This is a genomic window from Polycladomyces abyssicola, assembly GCF_018326425.1.
GTDB classification, from domain to species: domain Bacteria; phylum Bacillota; class Bacilli; order Thermoactinomycetales; family JIR-001; genus Polycladomyces; species Polycladomyces abyssicola.
In genome coordinates, this window is sequence record NZ_AP024601.1 from 3,145,908 (window position 1) to 3,162,574 (window position 16,667).

The 16,667-nt window shown below is 52.7% G+C and carries 14 protein-coding genes; 7 read left to right on the forward strand and 7 right to left on the reverse strand.

Annotation, left to right across the window (positions count from 1 at the left end; genetic code table 11):
* Positions 1 to 112 precede the first annotated feature (112 nt).
* Together speB and speE are read right to left on the reverse strand one after the other, a co-directional pair.
* Positions 113 to 985 (reverse strand): agmatinase, encoded by an 873-nt coding sequence (speB, locus tag KI215_RS15580; protein WP_212773588.1) that lies wholly within the window; start codon positions 983 to 985, stop codon positions 113 to 115.
* A 12-nt stretch (positions 986 to 997) separates the two neighbouring features.
* A complete protein-coding gene (gene speE, locus KI215_RS15585) occupies positions 998 to 1,843 on the reverse strand; it encodes a polyamine aminopropyltransferase (RefSeq protein ID WP_212773589.1) in 846 nt (281 codons plus the stop codon).
* A 325-nt stretch (positions 1,844 to 2,168) separates the two neighbouring features.
* On the opposite strand from speE, the gene KI215_RS15590 reads away from it, so the two are divergent.
* Complete coding sequence (locus tag KI215_RS15590; RefSeq protein WP_212773590.1) at positions 2,169 to 4,145, forward strand: transglycosylase domain-containing protein; 1,977 nt, start codon at positions 2,169 to 2,171, stop codon at positions 4,143 to 4,145.
* Between the two features lie 113 nt (positions 4,146 to 4,258).
* On the opposite strand, the gene KI215_RS15595 is transcribed toward KI215_RS15590, so the two are convergent.
* From KI215_RS15595 to KI215_RS15605, 3 genes are all read right to left on the reverse strand, one after another.
* The gene (locus KI215_RS15595) at positions 4,259 to 4,489 is read right to left on the reverse strand and encodes a hypothetical protein (RefSeq protein WP_212773591.1); all 231 of its coding nucleotides are present in this window, start codon (positions 4,487 to 4,489) and stop codon (positions 4,259 to 4,261) included.
* Between the two features lie 217 nt (positions 4,490 to 4,706).
* On the reverse strand, positions 4,707 to 5,207 hold the full coding sequence (locus KI215_RS15600) for a YwhD family protein (RefSeq protein ID WP_212773592.1): 501 nt from the start codon (positions 5,205 to 5,207) through the stop codon (positions 4,707 to 4,709).
* Positions 5,208 to 5,234: 27 nt separating this feature from the next.
* A complete protein-coding gene (locus tag KI215_RS15605; protein ID WP_212773593.1) occupies positions 5,235 to 7,034 on the reverse strand; it encodes a sensor histidine kinase in 1,800 nt (599 codons plus the stop codon).
* A 338-nt stretch (positions 7,035 to 7,372) separates the two neighbouring features.
* Here KI215_RS15605 and KI215_RS15610 point away from each other — a divergent pair, with 338 nt between their 5' ends.
* Together KI215_RS15610 and murQ are read left to right on the forward strand one after the other, a co-directional pair.
* The gene (locus tag KI215_RS15610) at positions 7,373 to 8,767 is read left to right on the forward strand and encodes a PTS transporter subunit EIIC (protein WP_212773594.1); all 1,395 of its coding nucleotides are present in this window, start codon (positions 7,373 to 7,375) and stop codon (positions 8,765 to 8,767) included.
* A 119-nt stretch (positions 8,768 to 8,886) separates the two neighbouring features.
* Entirely contained in the window at positions 8,887 to 9,807 is a 921-nt protein-coding gene (gene murQ, locus KI215_RS15615) for an N-acetylmuramic acid 6-phosphate etherase (protein WP_420830153.1), read from the forward strand.
* A 151-nt stretch (positions 9,808 to 9,958) separates the two neighbouring features.
* Here the strand turns inward: murQ and KI215_RS15620 are convergent, their stop codons facing one another.
* Positions 9,959 to 10,678, reverse strand: a complete 720-nt coding sequence (locus tag KI215_RS15620; RefSeq protein ID WP_212773596.1) for a hypothetical protein — start codon at positions 10,676 to 10,678, stop codon at positions 9,959 to 9,961.
* Positions 10,679 to 10,938: 260 nt separating this feature from the next.
* Positions 10,939 to 11,718 (reverse strand): YheC/YheD family protein, encoded by a 780-nt coding sequence (locus tag KI215_RS15625; protein ID WP_212773597.1) that lies wholly within the window; start codon positions 11,716 to 11,718, stop codon positions 10,939 to 10,941.
* A gap of 180 nt (positions 11,719 to 11,898) precedes the next feature.
* On the opposite strand from KI215_RS15625, the gene KI215_RS15630 reads away from it, so the two are divergent.
* The 4 genes from KI215_RS15630 to KI215_RS15645 are packed head-to-tail and all read left to right on the forward strand — an operon-like array spanning position 11,899 to position 16,663.
* Positions 11,899 to 12,756, forward strand: a complete 858-nt coding sequence (locus KI215_RS15630) for a peptidase MA family metallohydrolase (protein ID WP_212773598.1) — start codon at positions 11,899 to 11,901, stop codon at positions 12,754 to 12,756.
* A 22-nt stretch (positions 12,757 to 12,778) separates the two neighbouring features.
* Entirely contained in the window at positions 12,779 to 13,492 is a 714-nt protein-coding gene (gene yycF, locus KI215_RS15635; protein WP_212773599.1) for a response regulator YycF, read from the forward strand.
* A gap of 4 nt (positions 13,493 to 13,496) precedes the next feature.
* Entirely contained in the window at positions 13,497 to 15,314 is a 1,818-nt protein-coding gene (locus KI215_RS15640; RefSeq protein ID WP_212773600.1) for an ATP-binding protein, read from the forward strand.
* On the forward strand, positions 15,311 to 16,663 hold the full coding sequence (locus KI215_RS15645) for a YycH family regulatory protein (RefSeq protein WP_212773601.1): 1,353 nt from the start codon (positions 15,311 to 15,313) through the stop codon (positions 16,661 to 16,663). The genes KI215_RS15640 and KI215_RS15645 overlap by 4 nt, the downstream gene beginning before the upstream one ends.
* Positions 16,664 to 16,667: the final 4 nt, after the last annotated feature.

Below are 16,667 nucleotides of genomic sequence, written 5' to 3' on the forward strand. Positions count from 1 at the left end.
CCGATTGTTTGTATCTTACCACTAGAAATGGGAAATGCCAAACGGGTTCATATCATATGGAACAAAGCTTCCTCCGTTGGGAAGGAAGCTTGGATGATCAAGGAAATGTGGTTTATTTGACAAAACCGATCAACATCTCGCGCAACACTTTGGCTGCCGCCACCGGTGTCTGCTCCGTCGGATCGTAAGCGGGCGCCACCTCGACAATGTCCGCTCCGACGACACGCACATCCGATCGGGCAATCAAGTGGATGGCTTCCAACAATTCGCGCGAGGTGATCCCGCCCGGCTCCGGCGTACCCGTTCCCGGCGCAAACGCGGGGTCCAACACGTCAATGTCCACGGTGACGTACACCGGCCGCCCTTTCAATCCGGGCAGTTCGTTTCGGAGCGGTTCCACGACGTCAAACGGGTGAAAGTGAATACCGGATCGCTCCGCATACTCGAACTCTTCCTTGGTTCCGGATCGAATCCCAAACTGATACACATTTTGCGGCCCGATCAACTCGGCGATTTTGCGCAGGGGGGTGGCATGCGACAACGCTTCCCCTTCATAGTCGGTCCGCAAATCCGCATGGGCATCCAAGTGAATCACAGCCAGATCGGGAAAATGCCGGTATACCTCCCGCACCACCGGCCAAGTGACGAGGTGTTCCCCTCCCAACCCGAACGGAATTTTGCCGTGGGAGAGCACCTCATCCACAAACGCACCGATCTTCTCGACGCTTTTCTCCGGATTGCCGAAAGGCAACGGGATGTCCCCCGCATCGAAATATTTCACTTCAGCCATCTCACGACGAAGATACGGGCTGAACTCCTCCAGCACCAATGACACTTCGCGCACCCGCGCAGGGCCGAACCGGGAACCCGGACGGAAGCTGACCGTCCAATCCATCGGCATGCCATAGATGACGGCCTGCGCAGCATCCCAATCCTGTGTCGCACCGATGAACACATTGCCTGAATAGGCTTCGTCAAACCGCATACCGATTCACCCTCACTTTTCGATCAATTCTTGGACAAATTGCGGCAGTTGGAACAGGGCTTTGTGCATCTCCGGACGATAATAACGGGTATCGAGATGCGGCAGCTTGCTTTCGTCCACCTCTACCGGATCGAACTTTTTCGAACCGATGGTGAAGCTCCACAAACCGCTCGGGTAGGTGGGGATGCTGGCCGTATACAGCCGCGTGATCGGGAAAATGTCCGAGATGTCGCGGAACACTTGGCGGATCAAATCGCGGTTGAACCACGGGGATTCCGTCTGAGCCACCATGATGCCGTCTTCGCGCAACGCATCATAAATTCCTTGGTAAAACGGTTTTTGGAACAACCCCACTGCCGGGCCGATCGGTTCGGTAGAGTCCACCAAAATGACGTCGTACGCATTTTGGTGCTCCCGGATGTGCTTGATACCGTCTTCCACGCGAACCTGCACACGCGGATCATCCAGACGGCCTGCGATTTCCGGGAAGAATTGCTTGGACACCTCGATCACGCGCCCGTCGATCTCCACCAATGTGGCCGTCTCTACTGTCGGGTGCTTCAGAATTTCGCGGATCGCACCGCCGTCACCACCACCCACCACCAACACGTTTTTGGGCTCCGGATGGGTGTTCATGGCGACATGGGTAATCATCTCATGATAGACAAACTCATCTTTATCCGTTGTCATCACCATACCGTCAAGCACCAGCATATTGCCGAACTGACGTGTTTCCATCACATCGATCGACTGATACTCGGATTTTTCGTGATGCAACGTCCGGTTGATCCGGGTGGTAATCCCATGATTGGGCGTTTGTTTTTCGGTATACCAGAGTTCCGTTTCAAATTTATCCATGGTTGTCCCCTTCCATCTGATCATACTGTGGCTGATTTCGAGCCGTTCTGTCTCACAAAGGTCCATCATAAGAATAATCGAAGTGAGTCAAGCACACAACGATTTTCCCGACTACTTTTCCATTGATCTTTCAAGTGTTTTCTTACCAAACCGCATTCTCCAAGAGGACATACGAATAACTGATCACAACCCGACCCTCAGGTATATTCTTCCTGATCCATTCCCATACTGATACGGACCTTTCTTCTACCTTTTTTAAAGAAAAAGAGAAGGTACACGGGGCTGATCCGCGTCCCGTGACCAACAATCTTGGCGGTGGATGGGAATGCTGTTACGCGTCTTTCGCTGGTTCGGCCTGCTTTTGATAACAGGATCGGCACTTTTGCTGTTTACCATACTGTACCTTAAATCCAAACCGCTCCCGCCGCCGGAAATTTCGATGACGACCAAAATCGTCGACGAAAACGGCCGGGTAATCGATCAACTGGATGACGGGGAACATCGGGATCCCATAAGGTTGTCCCATATCCCACGCTCATTGGTGGCGGCCACACTGGCGGCGGAGGATCAATCGTTTTACCGTCATTGGGGTTTCTCACTCAAAGGGATCGCCCGTGCCGCCTGGATCAATCTGAAGGAACACCGGCTGGCACAGGGGGCCAGCACCATCACGCAACAGCTGGCCCGCAATTTGTATCTGACCCAGGACCGGACATGGTCGCGCAAATTGAAAGAAGCCGCTTTGACTGCCCAGTTGGAACTGCATTATTCCAAAAATGAGATTCTGGAGATGTATCTCAACAAAATCTATTACGGCCATGGGGCTTACGGCATTCAGCGGGCGGCGAAAATCTATTTCGGCAAACCGGTGGGGCAGTTGACATTGGCAGAAAGCGCCATGTTGGCAGGGATTCCCCGCGGCCCGGCCTTTTACTCCCCGTTTGAACATCCCGAACGCGCCAAACGACGACAACGAGCGATTCTCGACACCATGGCCAAAAGAGGATTCGTTCAGCGGGCGGAGGCGGAAGAAGCCAAACGGGAGCCGATCGTCCTGGCTGGCAAACCCCCTTCTGAAAATGCCGCGTCGGCGCCGTATTTCCGCGATTACATCGTCAAAACGGCAATCACGCAGTTGGGGTTGGACGAAGAACTGGTGCATCACGGCGGACTGACCATCACCACGACGATCAACCTGAAGATGCAAAAAGCCGCAGAGCAAGCAGTTAAACAATATGTGGGCAACAAAAAAGGGCTTCAAGCGGCTTTGATCTCCATCGAGCCGAAAACGGGGTACATCCGTGCGATGGTCGGGGGGAAAAGCTATCGTGAATCCCAGTACAACCGAGTCTTCGCCAAACGACAACCCGGATCGTCTTTCAAGCCGATCCTGTATCTGGCTGCCCTTCAAAATGGATACACACCGCTGACGCGAATCGAGAGCCGCCCAACCGCTTTCACCTACCAGGGCAAAACATATGCACCGCAAAATTTCGGCGGTTCTTATGCCAACCGGCCCATTACATTGCGGGAAGCGATTGCCCGTTCAGACAACATCTATGCGGTGACCACCCATTTCCGCATCGGTCTGGATCATTTGGTGCAAACCGCCCGCCGCCTGGGTGTGCGCAGTCCGCTCAGAGCTGTTCCTTCCCTCGCATTGGGGACTTACGCCGTCTCCCCGTTTGAGATGGGGCAGGTTTATGCCACGTTGGCCAACGGTGGGGTGCGCAACCCACCGACCGGGATCCTGAAGATTGTGGATGCCAATGGCCAGGTGTTGTATCAGCATCAACCCCGGCCGTCGCAAACGGTTCCGGCCGCACCGACCTTTGTGCTGACGCATTTATTGGAGAGCGTATTCGATTCCGGAGGCACCGCCCATCGCGTAAAACAAATGTTGTCCCGTCCAATGGCTGGTAAAACGGGCAGCACCAATTGGGACGGATGGCTGTCCGGTTACACCCCCGAGCTAGCCACCACGGTATGGGTGGGATATGACCGGCAACGGACGTTGCCCCACCGCGATGCACGACTGTCCCAATACATCTGGGGTGCCTATATGCTCGATGCACTGAAAAAACGGCCCCCCGTCCTGTTCCACCCCCCGAACGGCGTCAAAGGCGTCTACGTTGATCCGGATACGGACGCATTGGCGACGGATACCTGTCCGCATCCGGTGTTGGAGTATTTTGTGGCCGGGACGGAACCGAAAGAACCTTGCCCCGTCCATCCTTCGACATCGACGGATGGACAGGAATCCCCGTCCATTTGGGATCGAATCATGCAGTGGTTTCAATAAGAGAACACAAAACCCCCGCTAACACAAGCGGGGGTACAGGTGATTGCCCCAGTCTGCGGCGCCGGTTTCCCATCTGAGGATCCGAACGGACTGGAGCGTGTTTGGTCAATCACTCAGCACTCGTCGCTTCCGCCGATCTTACCTTCGCCATCGGTCCACACGCCGTCGTTGTACATCGAGATCAAACCGGCCTGATTCAGTTCCTGCAATACCTCAAACATGCTGTCCCGTTTTCCGGCCGGCAATTGCCGGACAAAACGGTTAATCTCCTCCGGCGAAGCGTTTGTAGCGAAGTGAACACCACCGTGACGAACGAAATGATCATTGTCATGGGTGTGGGTCATGAGATTCGTCCTCCTCCTTTTCCCCTATGATGCGCATTGGCGGCAGGGAATATCAGGGGAAAGGATGGGCCGGATGAAAACGCTTAACAAAACCGAAACAGCGGGGTCTACCCCGCTGTTTCGGCGTCCTAGCAACTTTGGTTCCGTTACCTTATTTATTAGTGTATCCTTGCAAAAAAAGCGCGGCAATAAGCCCCGCTCAATGTTCACACAGCGTTCAATTTTCTGTGGTGGCCAACGCCTGTTTCAGTTCGTCACCGGAATTATTCCACATCTCTTCGTTGTTGTTGATCAGCAAATCACGCAGCGCTTTTTTCTCCACATCGCTCAACCCATCCAGCTTGATCCGCCGCTTTAGGGCAGCATCCATATGGTTGACGTGTTCAGGGAGAATCTTCCACCCAATCCGCGCTCCCCGGTCGATTACCATGGAACACGCGGTTACACCGGCATAATACGGTCCCTTTTCATTTCGATCCACCGCTACCCAAACGACCCAGTACTTTTTGCCGTTGGGCACCTGTTCGAGATCCGTTGTCCATTTGATTCCCCGCTCCACTGCGCTTTTGGCATGAATCAGACCCAAATCGATCTTGGCTTGATCCCCGTCAATCAGCACGGAAGAGAGATTGCTCAAATTGAGCGTACCCGTAGCATATCCACCGTGAGTGGTGGAATCGTTTCGAATGATATTGAAACCGGACTTGTTTTTTTTCATCCCACTTCGCCCCCTGTCGATCTTATTTTATCGCAGGAGTTTGGAGGGATGCAAAGCAAGCCTTCTCTTCGAGAGAGGAAGCGAGCATTCTTCCAAGTGTTCGGCTTGGTCTTTTCTTGTCCCTTGTTGGGAAGTACCGGAATGATCCTGATTGTTGGTGGAGGACCTCTGTTTCACTGTGGAAACCTGACAGATGGGCAGGTGGATGTTGAAGGTGGTCCCTCTGCCCGGCTGACTGGTCACGTGGATTTGCCCACCGTGATCAGAGATGATGCGGTGACAAATGGACAGCCCCATGCCAGTACCGTCTTTTTTGGTGGTAAAGAACGGATCGAAAATGCGCGACATGTGTTCCGGCTTGATGCCGGTGCCGTTATCCTCCACCCGGATGAGAATGCGATCCCGCATTTCTTTCCACCGAACGGTGACCTTTCCTCCCTCACTCAAAGACTCCAATCCGTTTTGGATCAGGTTGATCAACACTTGTTTCAACTGCTCCGCATCCGCCTCGATCACAACCGGAGTAACAGGGGGTTGCACGATCAGCTGATGCCCCATCAACATCGTTTTGGGTTGAAGAAGGCGGAGCACGTCCTCCATCAGTTGGTCCAGATTGAACACTGTGAACCGGGCGGGGCGCGATTCGCTCAAATGGAGAAATTGTCTCAACAAATCATTGATCCGATCAATCTCCGGCAATATGATGGATTCCCATTTTTTCACCTGTTCCGATTCCCTGGCGGAAATTTGAATAAACCCACGGATGGATGTCAGTGGGTTGCGTATCTCGTGTGCCAGTCCCGCAGCCAGTTGACCCAGCGCGGACAGTTTCTCCAGATGGCGTTGGCGTTCCTCCTCCTGATGCCGCAGGCGACGCTGCTCAATGGAAAGACGATTCTCGGCGATGCGGATCAACTCCGAAGCATTGGTCGCTTCCTGCGGATACGAGGCCGTTCCCAGACAAAAGTTGAGCAATGTGCGCTCCGCCCGCAACCCACTGATCACCTCTTCGATCGTCTCCAGGCTTTGGCGCAACACCCGTTCATCCCCCATCAATCCCACCGCGAACTGATCCCCGTCGTAGCGGGCCACCTGTGCATAGGGAGGGAGGTTTCGCTTCAATTGCCGGGCCAACATGACCAGCATCTGATCACCGGCATCGATGCCCTCTCTCATATTCACCTGTTGAAAATCCACCAAATCCACACAGATGACATGGTAAGACTGCCCCGCTCCACACCGGGCCAAACTGCGGGTCACCTGTTCCTGAAACCCGCTGAAGTTATACAATCCTGTCAAATAATCACGACGCGACGTCTCTTCCAGCTCCAGGATGTATTCATGCAGACGCCGGTTCGCTTCCTCCACTTTGACCAGCAAACGCCGGTTCTCTTGTTTGACCTGTGATGCATCCCAACGGGCTTTTTGCAGCATCGAGCTCATCCATCCGATCATACCGAAAGCAAGAGCCTGATAGATCAATAACCACCACGGTTGCGCCCGCCATCCGTTCAAACCTGAGATCATCAAATAAGAAAGGAGGAACGATAAGGTCGTCCATCCTGTCTTCTCACCGGACAGTCGTACGGAGACAATCCCCTGACACAGCAAATACAGCCATATATTGTTACCATCTCCCGTCAACGTATCCAGCGCCACCAAACAGGCCATTACCGCCATGATATAAACGGGGGGCGGGAATCGCTCGATCCACTGCTGCTTGATGAGCAACAAGGCGATCAGCACGACAGAGACCAACAGAATCCCCGCAACATAACCAAACGGCTGAAAAGTCTCCGCAATCGGCTCTCCGATCCAAAAGAACATTCTTTGCGCCACCGCGTGCAGCAATATCATACTACCACCTCAAGGTTGGAGCGTGTCCGGTGCTTGTTCAAATTTTGATTGACAAGATCAGATAGAAGCTTCTCTTTTTAGACATTTATGTTTCCCTTCATTTCCCTCATTTCCTTCCCTATTTCTCTCATTCGACAAAAGTTCTCAACAATCGACACTTCTTTTTGTCGCAACGAATATCACCTTGGATCAGGGAGGAAATATTGATAATTGAATGAATGTAATGAAAGAGGGTGTCTTTTTCTGAGAGCATGTTTTCGCAGCTCGGCCCGTACAATGTAGCAAAACGACGAAAGGGGATTGACGATATGGCATCCAAGGAACAGACGTTGGCCCAGGCCATTTTGGACCACTTGGGCGGTGCCGACAATGTTTCGTCTCTCAGTCATTGCATGACTCGTTTGCGTGTCACACCAAAAGAAACGGAATCGGTACGTTTGGAAGAGATTCGTTCACTGGAGGGCGTGCTGGGGGTCGTCACTTCGACTGACCAACTACAGATCATTCTGGGACCCGGAACAGTGACCAAAGTAGCGGCACAACTGTCCGAAATGACTGGCATCTCATCGGGGGAGGTACGCGATTTCCGAGCTGCTCTCCAAGATCGAAACCGTACGCCATTCAAACTTTTTCTACGCCGACTGGCCAACATCTTCGTCCCATTGATCCCGGCCATCGTCGCCGGCGGGATGATCATGGGGCTGAACAATGTGATGATCCACAGTCTTCATCTGGATGAGAAAAGTGCTCTGGTTGCGATGCTGAACGCGATCAGCAAAGTGATTTTCGCGTATCTTGCCGTCTTCGTCGGGATCAACACTGCACGTGAATTTGGGGGCACACCGGCCTTGGGCGGTGTCGCGGGCGGTCTCATCATTTTGCAGGATATCGAGAAGATCCCCCCATTGTTCGGCGAGGCTCTTGTTCCCGGCCGCGGCGGGTTGATCGGCGCTTTGCTCGCCGCCTGGTTCATCAGTGTGTTGGAAAAGCGAATCCGACGTTGGGTACCATCCTCCATCGATATCATCGTCACGCCAACACTGGCCTTGTTGGTGACAGGGGTAGCCACGTATTGGTTCCTGCAACCACTGGGAGGCCGGATCTCCGACGGCATCACGCTGGGATTGACCTCCTTGCTCGATCACGGCGGAATCGTGGCCGGAGCCGTGTTGGCAGGCACGTTTCTCCCGCTGGTGATGACCGGGTTGCATCAAGGATTGACACCGATTCATATGGAATTGTTGACCAAAACCGGGCTGGACCCGTTGTTGCCGATCCTGGCCATGGCAGGTGCGGGACAAGTAGGTGCCGCTTTCGCCATCTATCTGAAAACGAAAAATCGTACGTTGAAAAACGTCATCAAAGGCGGACTGCCCGTGGGGATCCTCGGGATCGGGGAACCGCTCATCTTTGGGGTCACACTGCCACTGGGACGCCCGTTTGTAACCGCTTGCCTCGGTGCGGCCGTCGGCGGGGCGTTTCAAGCAGTAATGGGCGTAGCTTCGGTTGCCATCGGAGTGTCAGGATTGCCTTTGGCTTTGTTGATCCATCACGGACAAATCGTCACCTATCTGATCGGGATCGTCATCTCTTACGCAGCGGGGTTTGCCATTACCTATTTCTTCGGTTACAAGGAAGAGATGGACCAATATTATCAGTCTGCCACTACCGCCACATCAGGCCGAACGACATTGACGACCTGACGTCAATCAGTCGTGCTCCTGTTTTGCACAAACTCAAAAGCTGCTCACGTGTTAAATGGCAACCGTCTTCTGCACCGTGAAGACGGTTGTGCTTCTCGTCGAAAGGGCAAGGAGGAATCATGATGGAACCGGATTTGTCCCGACTGATTACCGAACAGATCAACGAACGTACGCGGGAATTGGATCAAATGTCTGCCCTCGAAATCGTACGCGTGATGAATGAAGAAGACCGACGCGTTCCACTCGCCGTAGAGGAGGTCCTCCCGCAGGTGGCGCAAGCGGTGGAAGCGATGGTGGATACATTGAAACAAGGAGGACATATTTTTTACATCGGTGCGGGCACCAGCGGCCGGCTTGGCGTGCTGGACGCATCCGAATGCCCGCCCACCTTCAGTGCGGATCCTTCATGGTTTCAAGGGATCATCGCGGGCGGGGACACCGCTTTGCGCCATGCGGTGGAGGGCGCCGAAGATAATCCCCAGCAGGCGGCGACCGATTTGGAAGAACGCGGGTTTTGCTCTCGGGATTTGCTTGTCGGATTGGCCACCAGCGGCAGAACACCGTATGTGATCGGTGCTGTGGAGTACGCCAAGCAGATGGGCGCGCGTACGGTGGCTATCACTTGCAACCCGGGATCAGTGTTGGGGAAGTTAGCGGACATTCCGATCGAGGTCAATGTGGGCCCGGAAGTGTTGGTCGGTTCCACTCGACTGAAATCCGGCACGGCACAAAAAATGATTCTCAACATGCTGAGCACAGCGACAATGGTGCGAATGGGGAAAGTGTATCAAAACCTGATGGTAGATCTTCAGCCCTCCAATCGAAAGCTGGAGGACCGGGCGCGGCGGATCATTCAACAAATCACAGGGGTTACGCCCGAGGAAGCAGAGGCTGCCTGGCTCCGATGTGACAAGGAAGTGAAGACGGCGATCATATCGCTGCTGACGGACCAAACACCAGAGTGCGCACGGCAACTGCTGCGCCAAGCGGAAGGGCAGGTACGGATAGCATTGCAACTCGCAAAAAAATCATCCCTCTGATAAGCGCAGGAATTCATTCGCGGGCAATTTCCGCCAAGTGGATTTGCCCGCGTCTTGTGCCCTTCGGTTCAAGGCGGCCTTACCCCGCTTCCGCTTTTTTCAAGCAAAAACCCAGTTCCCGATGGAGCTGGGTAGGATGGACGTTATATAACTAACCCAATCGATTCACCAAACGATGAAATTCCTGCTCGGCTTGATCCCGATCCATCTGGGTTTCCTCTCTATCTCTCCGATTTCGCGAGGACAGCGTATGATAAATTTCATCCCAGGAATCGTAGGGGTCTTCCATTTCCGGCCGATCTTTTTTCAGTGATTGGAGCGGCATGTTATGGAGATATCCGCCGGGCGCCGATGAAACTGCAGGATACGTATGCGGATACGGAGAAACGTTTTCCGGTTTGGAAGAGACCTTGTTCGCCTTTGGTACAACCATATCCCCATGGGCACGCATCGTTGGATAGATCCCTTGTTCCCTGTGATTTGCCTGCAGGGTCGACGATGGAGAAGGATGAGCTGCCGGATGAAACGCGTCTGATTCAACCAGGGTATGTAGGATGGTTTGTTTCAAAATGTTCTTAATTTCTTCGCTGCGATAACCACTCATCAACTGATCCACCCATTCGTAGACCGGTCCGTCTTCCTCTGTAAACGTGACATTGCGCTGTGTCGGCGGCAAATCCTTGCGTCCCAAAATTTGCTCTTTTAACAATTCACGATCACACACCGTCGCCAATGGAAAGTACGTACCACGCAAGAAAGTTTGAATGCAGTACTTCACCAAGATCGGGAACTGGCCCCGCGGGAGAATTTCATACCAATACCGAATGAGCCGGTCCTTCTTACCGATATAAACTCCTACCGTAATCGCCATTGTCCCGGCACCTCCGATCGAAAATTATAAACACATGCTAACTGTTTTTCCGACGACCGTTTTTTTCATCATGTTAAACCTTCTATTACCATTGAGTTTATCAGTCGTTTTGATATATGGCAACAGGAGGATTTGTCGAAAAAAGGGGAAAAGAGAAAAAAAGACCATTCTTTTATTTTTGGTTTAGGTATAAAATATTCCCCTGCCAAGAAAAACAGGGAAATGATCGCCCTATTTTACGATATAGAGTATTCTTTTGGTCACCACCGATTTCCTTTCACAATCTTGCGGTGAAACTGCATGATTTTACGGTACATGCTCCGATGACCGATTTTCCTGAACATCCGGAACTGCGGACGTGTATTCACCTCAAAGATCCAGAACCGGCCGTTTCGATCCAACCCCACGTCGATTCCCAACTCCCGTAACCCGGTAAATTTGTCATGCAGAGCGTTAGCCGTTCCCATTCCAAGCCAAATCAACACTTTTACCCACCGCTCTAAGGTTTCCGGGTCACCATCCGCCGCCACCAACAACGCCTTGGTCGCATCCACAGGCTTTCCACCTTTGCAGTGGTTGGTGACAATACGGCCGGGAGCGGCGGCTTTGGCGACAATCCCAGTCAGTTCCCAATCCTGATTGGGGCGTTGCAACAGCAGGCGGAAGTCGAACGGCCGATCATCAATAGTCGCCAGCTCAATCCCCTGTTGGATCAAATACCGCTTTCCGGCGAGGAAACAGGATCGCAACTGGGCATCCAATTGACTCCAGGTAGTGGTTTTGATATGTGTGCGAAAGCGGACTTCATACTTGTCATTCTCCCGTTTCCGCACACGCAGGATTCCACCGCCGCCCCCACCCTTGTCTGGCTTGACGTAGACGGTCGAGTATCGTTTTAACATCTGCTTCAATGCATCCAACGAATACCACCTTGTTTCCGGCAAAAACGGGCGAAGTGATTCCGTCTTCTCCAACACGCGCGTTTTTAAGAGTTTGCTAGCAATTTGTTGATAATGGCGAACCTGTCTTTTTCGTTCCATGTCAAGCCCTCCTCTGCCACCCAATATATTCACCCATGTCTACCCAGAACATCGTTCATTCGCCCAAATTTCCCACCATCTTACTAACCTTCTATCTACAAAAATGTGTTAAACTGGTAGAAATCACACGGGTGTCACTCTGCTGAACCCCCATTGTTTCAAGGAAAGGAATGTGCGAAAATGAAAACAACCGCACGATGGATTCGTTTCCTTCTATGGGTGGCGGTTTTCTTATTTTTCAGCAGACAGGGAATCTCATGGGCGCAACCCGTCATGTATGAGGGAAACCAACTGTTGGATGAGCTTCGTTTTCATCAGTGGGCCACTATCCGCAAACCGTCTGTTATACTGACCTATCCGCCCCAATTGGCTGATCAGGCAGCCGTCATTGTCGACGAAGCAGAGAAGACAGCACGTGATTTTCAAACATACTGGGGATGGCAAATCGAACAACCGGTTCACATCTATTTGTTTCCGGACAGAGCATCGTTACGGGAACGGTTCGGATGGGAACCGGGAGTCTCAGCATCCGGCGTCTACTATGCTGGCACCATCTATTTGCTCAATCCCGACTGCTGGATGAACCAAACAGCTTCTCTCAAGGAAAACCCGTGGAAGTGGCGGCGGATTTTCCATTCTCAGGGTCCGTTGCACCATGAATTCGCCCATTTGTACCTGGATCAGTTAACGAGGGGCAATTTCCCCAGATGGTACACCGAAGCATTCGCCCAATGGGTGGAATACCAGGCACTCGGTTACGAGTGGAAAACGAAAGCCAACAATTTGCGCTATCACCAGCCGTATTCTTATCGTGAATTGGACCGGTCGTTTGACCGCCTGCCCAATCAGGCATTGGCTTACCGGGAAAGCTTTTTGTTCTTCCGATACATGGTGCAAACGGAGGGGCGCAAGCGGATAGACCGCTTACAACACATGTTGGCCGAGGGCGTCCCTTTTGCTGATGCATGGCGGCAATGTTTCGGCCGACCTGTCGAGCAATCGTTTGATCAGTGGTTGAAACAAACAGTAAGCGGATAAGGACGATCGGGAGGTTTTGCGTTTGGGTGCGAAGATCTTAGTCGTGGAAGATGAACGTCCCATCGCCGATATTTTGCAATTTAATCTGAGCAAAGAAGGATACAAAGTCGAATGCGTATACGACGGGGACAGCGCACTGAAGCGGGTGTTCGCCTCCCCGCCGGACCTGATGTTGCTGGATTTGATGCTGCCCGGAACAGACGGGATCGAAGTGTGCCGTCAGGTGCGGCAAAAATACCAGTTTCCGATCATCATGCTGACTGCCAAGGATTCGGAAGTGGACAAAGTGCTGGGTTTGGAAATCGGTGCAGACGACTATGTAACCAAACCGTTTAGCAACCGGGAACTGCTGGCCCGGATCAAAGCCAATTTGCGCAGGTTTCAGCAAAATAAGTCCGAGCAGAAGCAGGATGAGGAGGATTCCCGTATACGGATCGGGGATTTGACAATCGATCCCGTCAGTTACTCGGTGACCAAGCATGCCAAGCCGATCGACCTGACACACCGGGAATTCGAGCTGCTCCTGTATATGGCCAAACATGTCAATCAGGTGCTTACGCGCGAACACCTGCTGCAATCGGTGTGGGGTTACGACTATTTCGGTGACGTACGCACCGTGGACGTCACGATCCGTCGACTGAGGGAAAAGGTGGAGGATGATCCCAGCCAGCCGAAATACATCATCACACGTCGGGGCATCGGATACACGATGCGGGATCCCTCCGTGGAGCGGTGAGGCTATGAAACGTTGGTTTCGCATGTTTCAAAGCATCCAATGGAAACTGGTCGTTATCTATCTTTCGCTGATCCTCATCGCGATGCAATTAACCGGTGTCTACTTGTTTCGGTCGCTGGAAAAATATTATTTCGACGAATTCAACAAGACACTGGAAAAGCAGATCCGCGTGCTGACAACGCCACCCGATCTGTCGGAGCTGCTCAGCAAGGGAGTGGACAACCAAAAAGAGATCAACGAGCTCAATCAGCTCGTCCAACAGTTGTTCACCTACAACAAGGGACAGGCCACCGTCCAAGTGGTGGACAAAGACGGCATCGTGGTCAGCACGACGGGGGACAACAAAAGTGTGATCGGTCAAAAGAACCTTAAAGCGACACAAGCGCTGGAAAGCGGGCGGCGATATGGGGGCGTCCGCATCGATCCAGCCACGGGATTCCGAATGAAGGTGGTCGCCGTGCCCATCCAGCGGGACAGACGGATCGTGGGAGCCGTCTATCTTGAGGTCTCCATGGAGGAAATGTACGACACGATCAACAGGATCAGCATCACGCTGATCAAAATTCCGCTCGCCACGATGTCGATTACTTCGTTGTTGTGGATTATCATTGCCCGCACCATCTCCAGTCCTGTAAAGGCGATCACCCAACAAGCAACCGCCATGGCCGAGGGGGATTTCAACCGCCAGGTGGAAGTCAAAAGCAACGATGAGATCGGACAGCTGGCCACCGCCTTTAACCATCTGGCTCAACATCTGCGCGATGCACTGTCGCAAAACGAGGAAGAAAAAAAGAAACTGGAATCAGTTTTGGCCAACATGAGCGATGGCGTGTTGGCTTTTGACCGTGAAGGTAAAACGATCGTCTCCAACCAACCCGCAGAGGAAATGCTCGGCAAACCGATTCCACTGGGACAGCCGATCAACGATGTGTTGCCGCTGTCCGACCCGATCGCATTGCCGCTGGAAGAGGAACGGGTCACTTATCTGGAGATGAACCCTGACGATACGGAAGAAATGCAGATCATCAAGATCACGCTGACACCCATTCAACGTTCCGGGCAAAAAATGGTCGGGTTGATCGCCGTTTTGCAGGATGTGACCGAAGAGGAGAAACTGGATCGCAGGCGCAAAGAATTCGTCGCCAACGTGTCGCATGAATTGCGTACGCCGCTCACCACCATCAAGAGTTATCTGGAAGCGCTGGACGACGGTGCGATGAACGAACCGGAACTGGCCAAACGGTTTCTCTCCGTCACCCTGCAGGAAGCAGATCGAATGGCGCGTCTGATCCAGGATCTGTTGCATCTGTCCCGACTGGATGCGAAACAGACCCGGTTCAACAAAAAACCGACTGATTTGCGCTGCATGCTGGAAAAAGTGGTTGAGCGTTTCTCCGTCCCATGCCAACAAAAAGAGATCAACCTCAAGCTCCAAATAATCGAACCGTTACCGCGGGTGTATGTGGACCGGGACCAAATGGATCAAGTGATGGACAACCTGCTGTCCAATGCCGTGAAGTACACGCCGGAAGGCGGAACCATCACGGTTCGTGCACGACGGCGCTCAGACGGTTCGGCGGAAGTGTCGGTTTCGGATACCGGGATCGGCATCCCCAAAAAGGATCTCGCCCGGATTTTTGAACGTTTCTACCGAGTGGACAAAGCCCGCTCGCGCAGCATGGGCGGTACCGGTTTAGGTTTGTCCATCGCCAAGGAAATCGTACAGGCACACGGCGGGCAAATCGGGATTGACAGCGAATACCAGCGCGGAACCACCGTTTACTTTTCTCTCCCGCCCTGCGAACCCGAGGTGGTGCGATGAAAGAGCATGTCAAAACAGCATTGTTGACTTTCCTCATCCTGCTCAGTTTTGTACAGACAGGGTTGTTATGGTACAGCTCCCCCTCTTATGAGGGCAACAAACAGCTGTATGTCACCCGCCCGCAGATTGGAAGTGAGAAATACAACAAAAAGCAGATGTACGAACTGGTCGCCCCCCACCAGATCATCTGGCACCACGGCGGTGCCACGGCATGGATTCTACCGGAGCGAAACGGCTACGACAATCTGATCAAAAGCTTGCACGCCTGCAAACTGGAAAACCTGCACCTCATCACTCCCACTGCCGAACAGTGGAACCAACTGTATCAGCAGGCAACGGGAGTGGAACTGCGCTATTTCCGCGATGTGCCGTCGGAAGTGATCAGCGCCTTTTACCTGGATGACATCGATTTGTCCCAACTGAAATGGGTCAGCCGGATCTGGGTGTTCATCCAAAATAACCAGATTATCACTTGGATCATTTCAGACAGTGAACAAAAAGTGATGCAAGCACAAACGACCATCGCACGCTTTCACAGTGTATTGGGCGAAATTGCTCGCCAGAAGATGGAACCCGTCGACCCGTTTTATACAACCGACAAGTTCCCGTTGGACACCGCCTCTCCGGTTCCCAAGTTTCCGCATGCCTTTTATCTGCCGAAAGAATCGGTACCAGCGACGGAAAGAGTGTATGGGTTGAAAAAGATTCAGATCGATGCCATGAAGAGTTGGCTGTTTAACGATCCGACGCTCATCAGCCGATTTACGACCCAGAACCGTTCGGTCGTCTATACCGACAGTGCGCGTCTTTTGCAGTACGACAACCAAAAACAGGAGATGAAGTATACGTCTTCCGCCAAGGCAACGGAACCTGCATCTCCGTCACTGGAACTGGATCGAATCAACCGTTTTGTAAAAAAACACAGCGGATGGACCGGAAATTACTTGTTGGATCGCATCACACAAAACAGTGAAAATGCCACCAATCATTATCACTTCCGCCTGATCGTCGACGGTTTGCCGGTTTACTGGCCAACTTCCATCCAATCCAAAAACCCGGATCTCGACCCGTTTGGAATCGAATTGGAAAGTACCGAAGAAGAAGTGTCGATGTATCAGCGTTCGTTGTTGTACCTGTCATCCGATCCGCAGGAAGTGAATGCGGTCCGCCTCCCCAACAAGGACGGCGTGCTCAACCTGCTGAACCGAAATCACATCGCGCCGACTGACGTCCGTGACCTCTTTTTGGGTTACCAAACGGAAATAATGGGCAACGAGCACGTCAAACTGAAACCGGTGTGGATCGTCATGCGAGCCAACGGCGATCCTCACATCTTGCCTACGGGGTGACGCG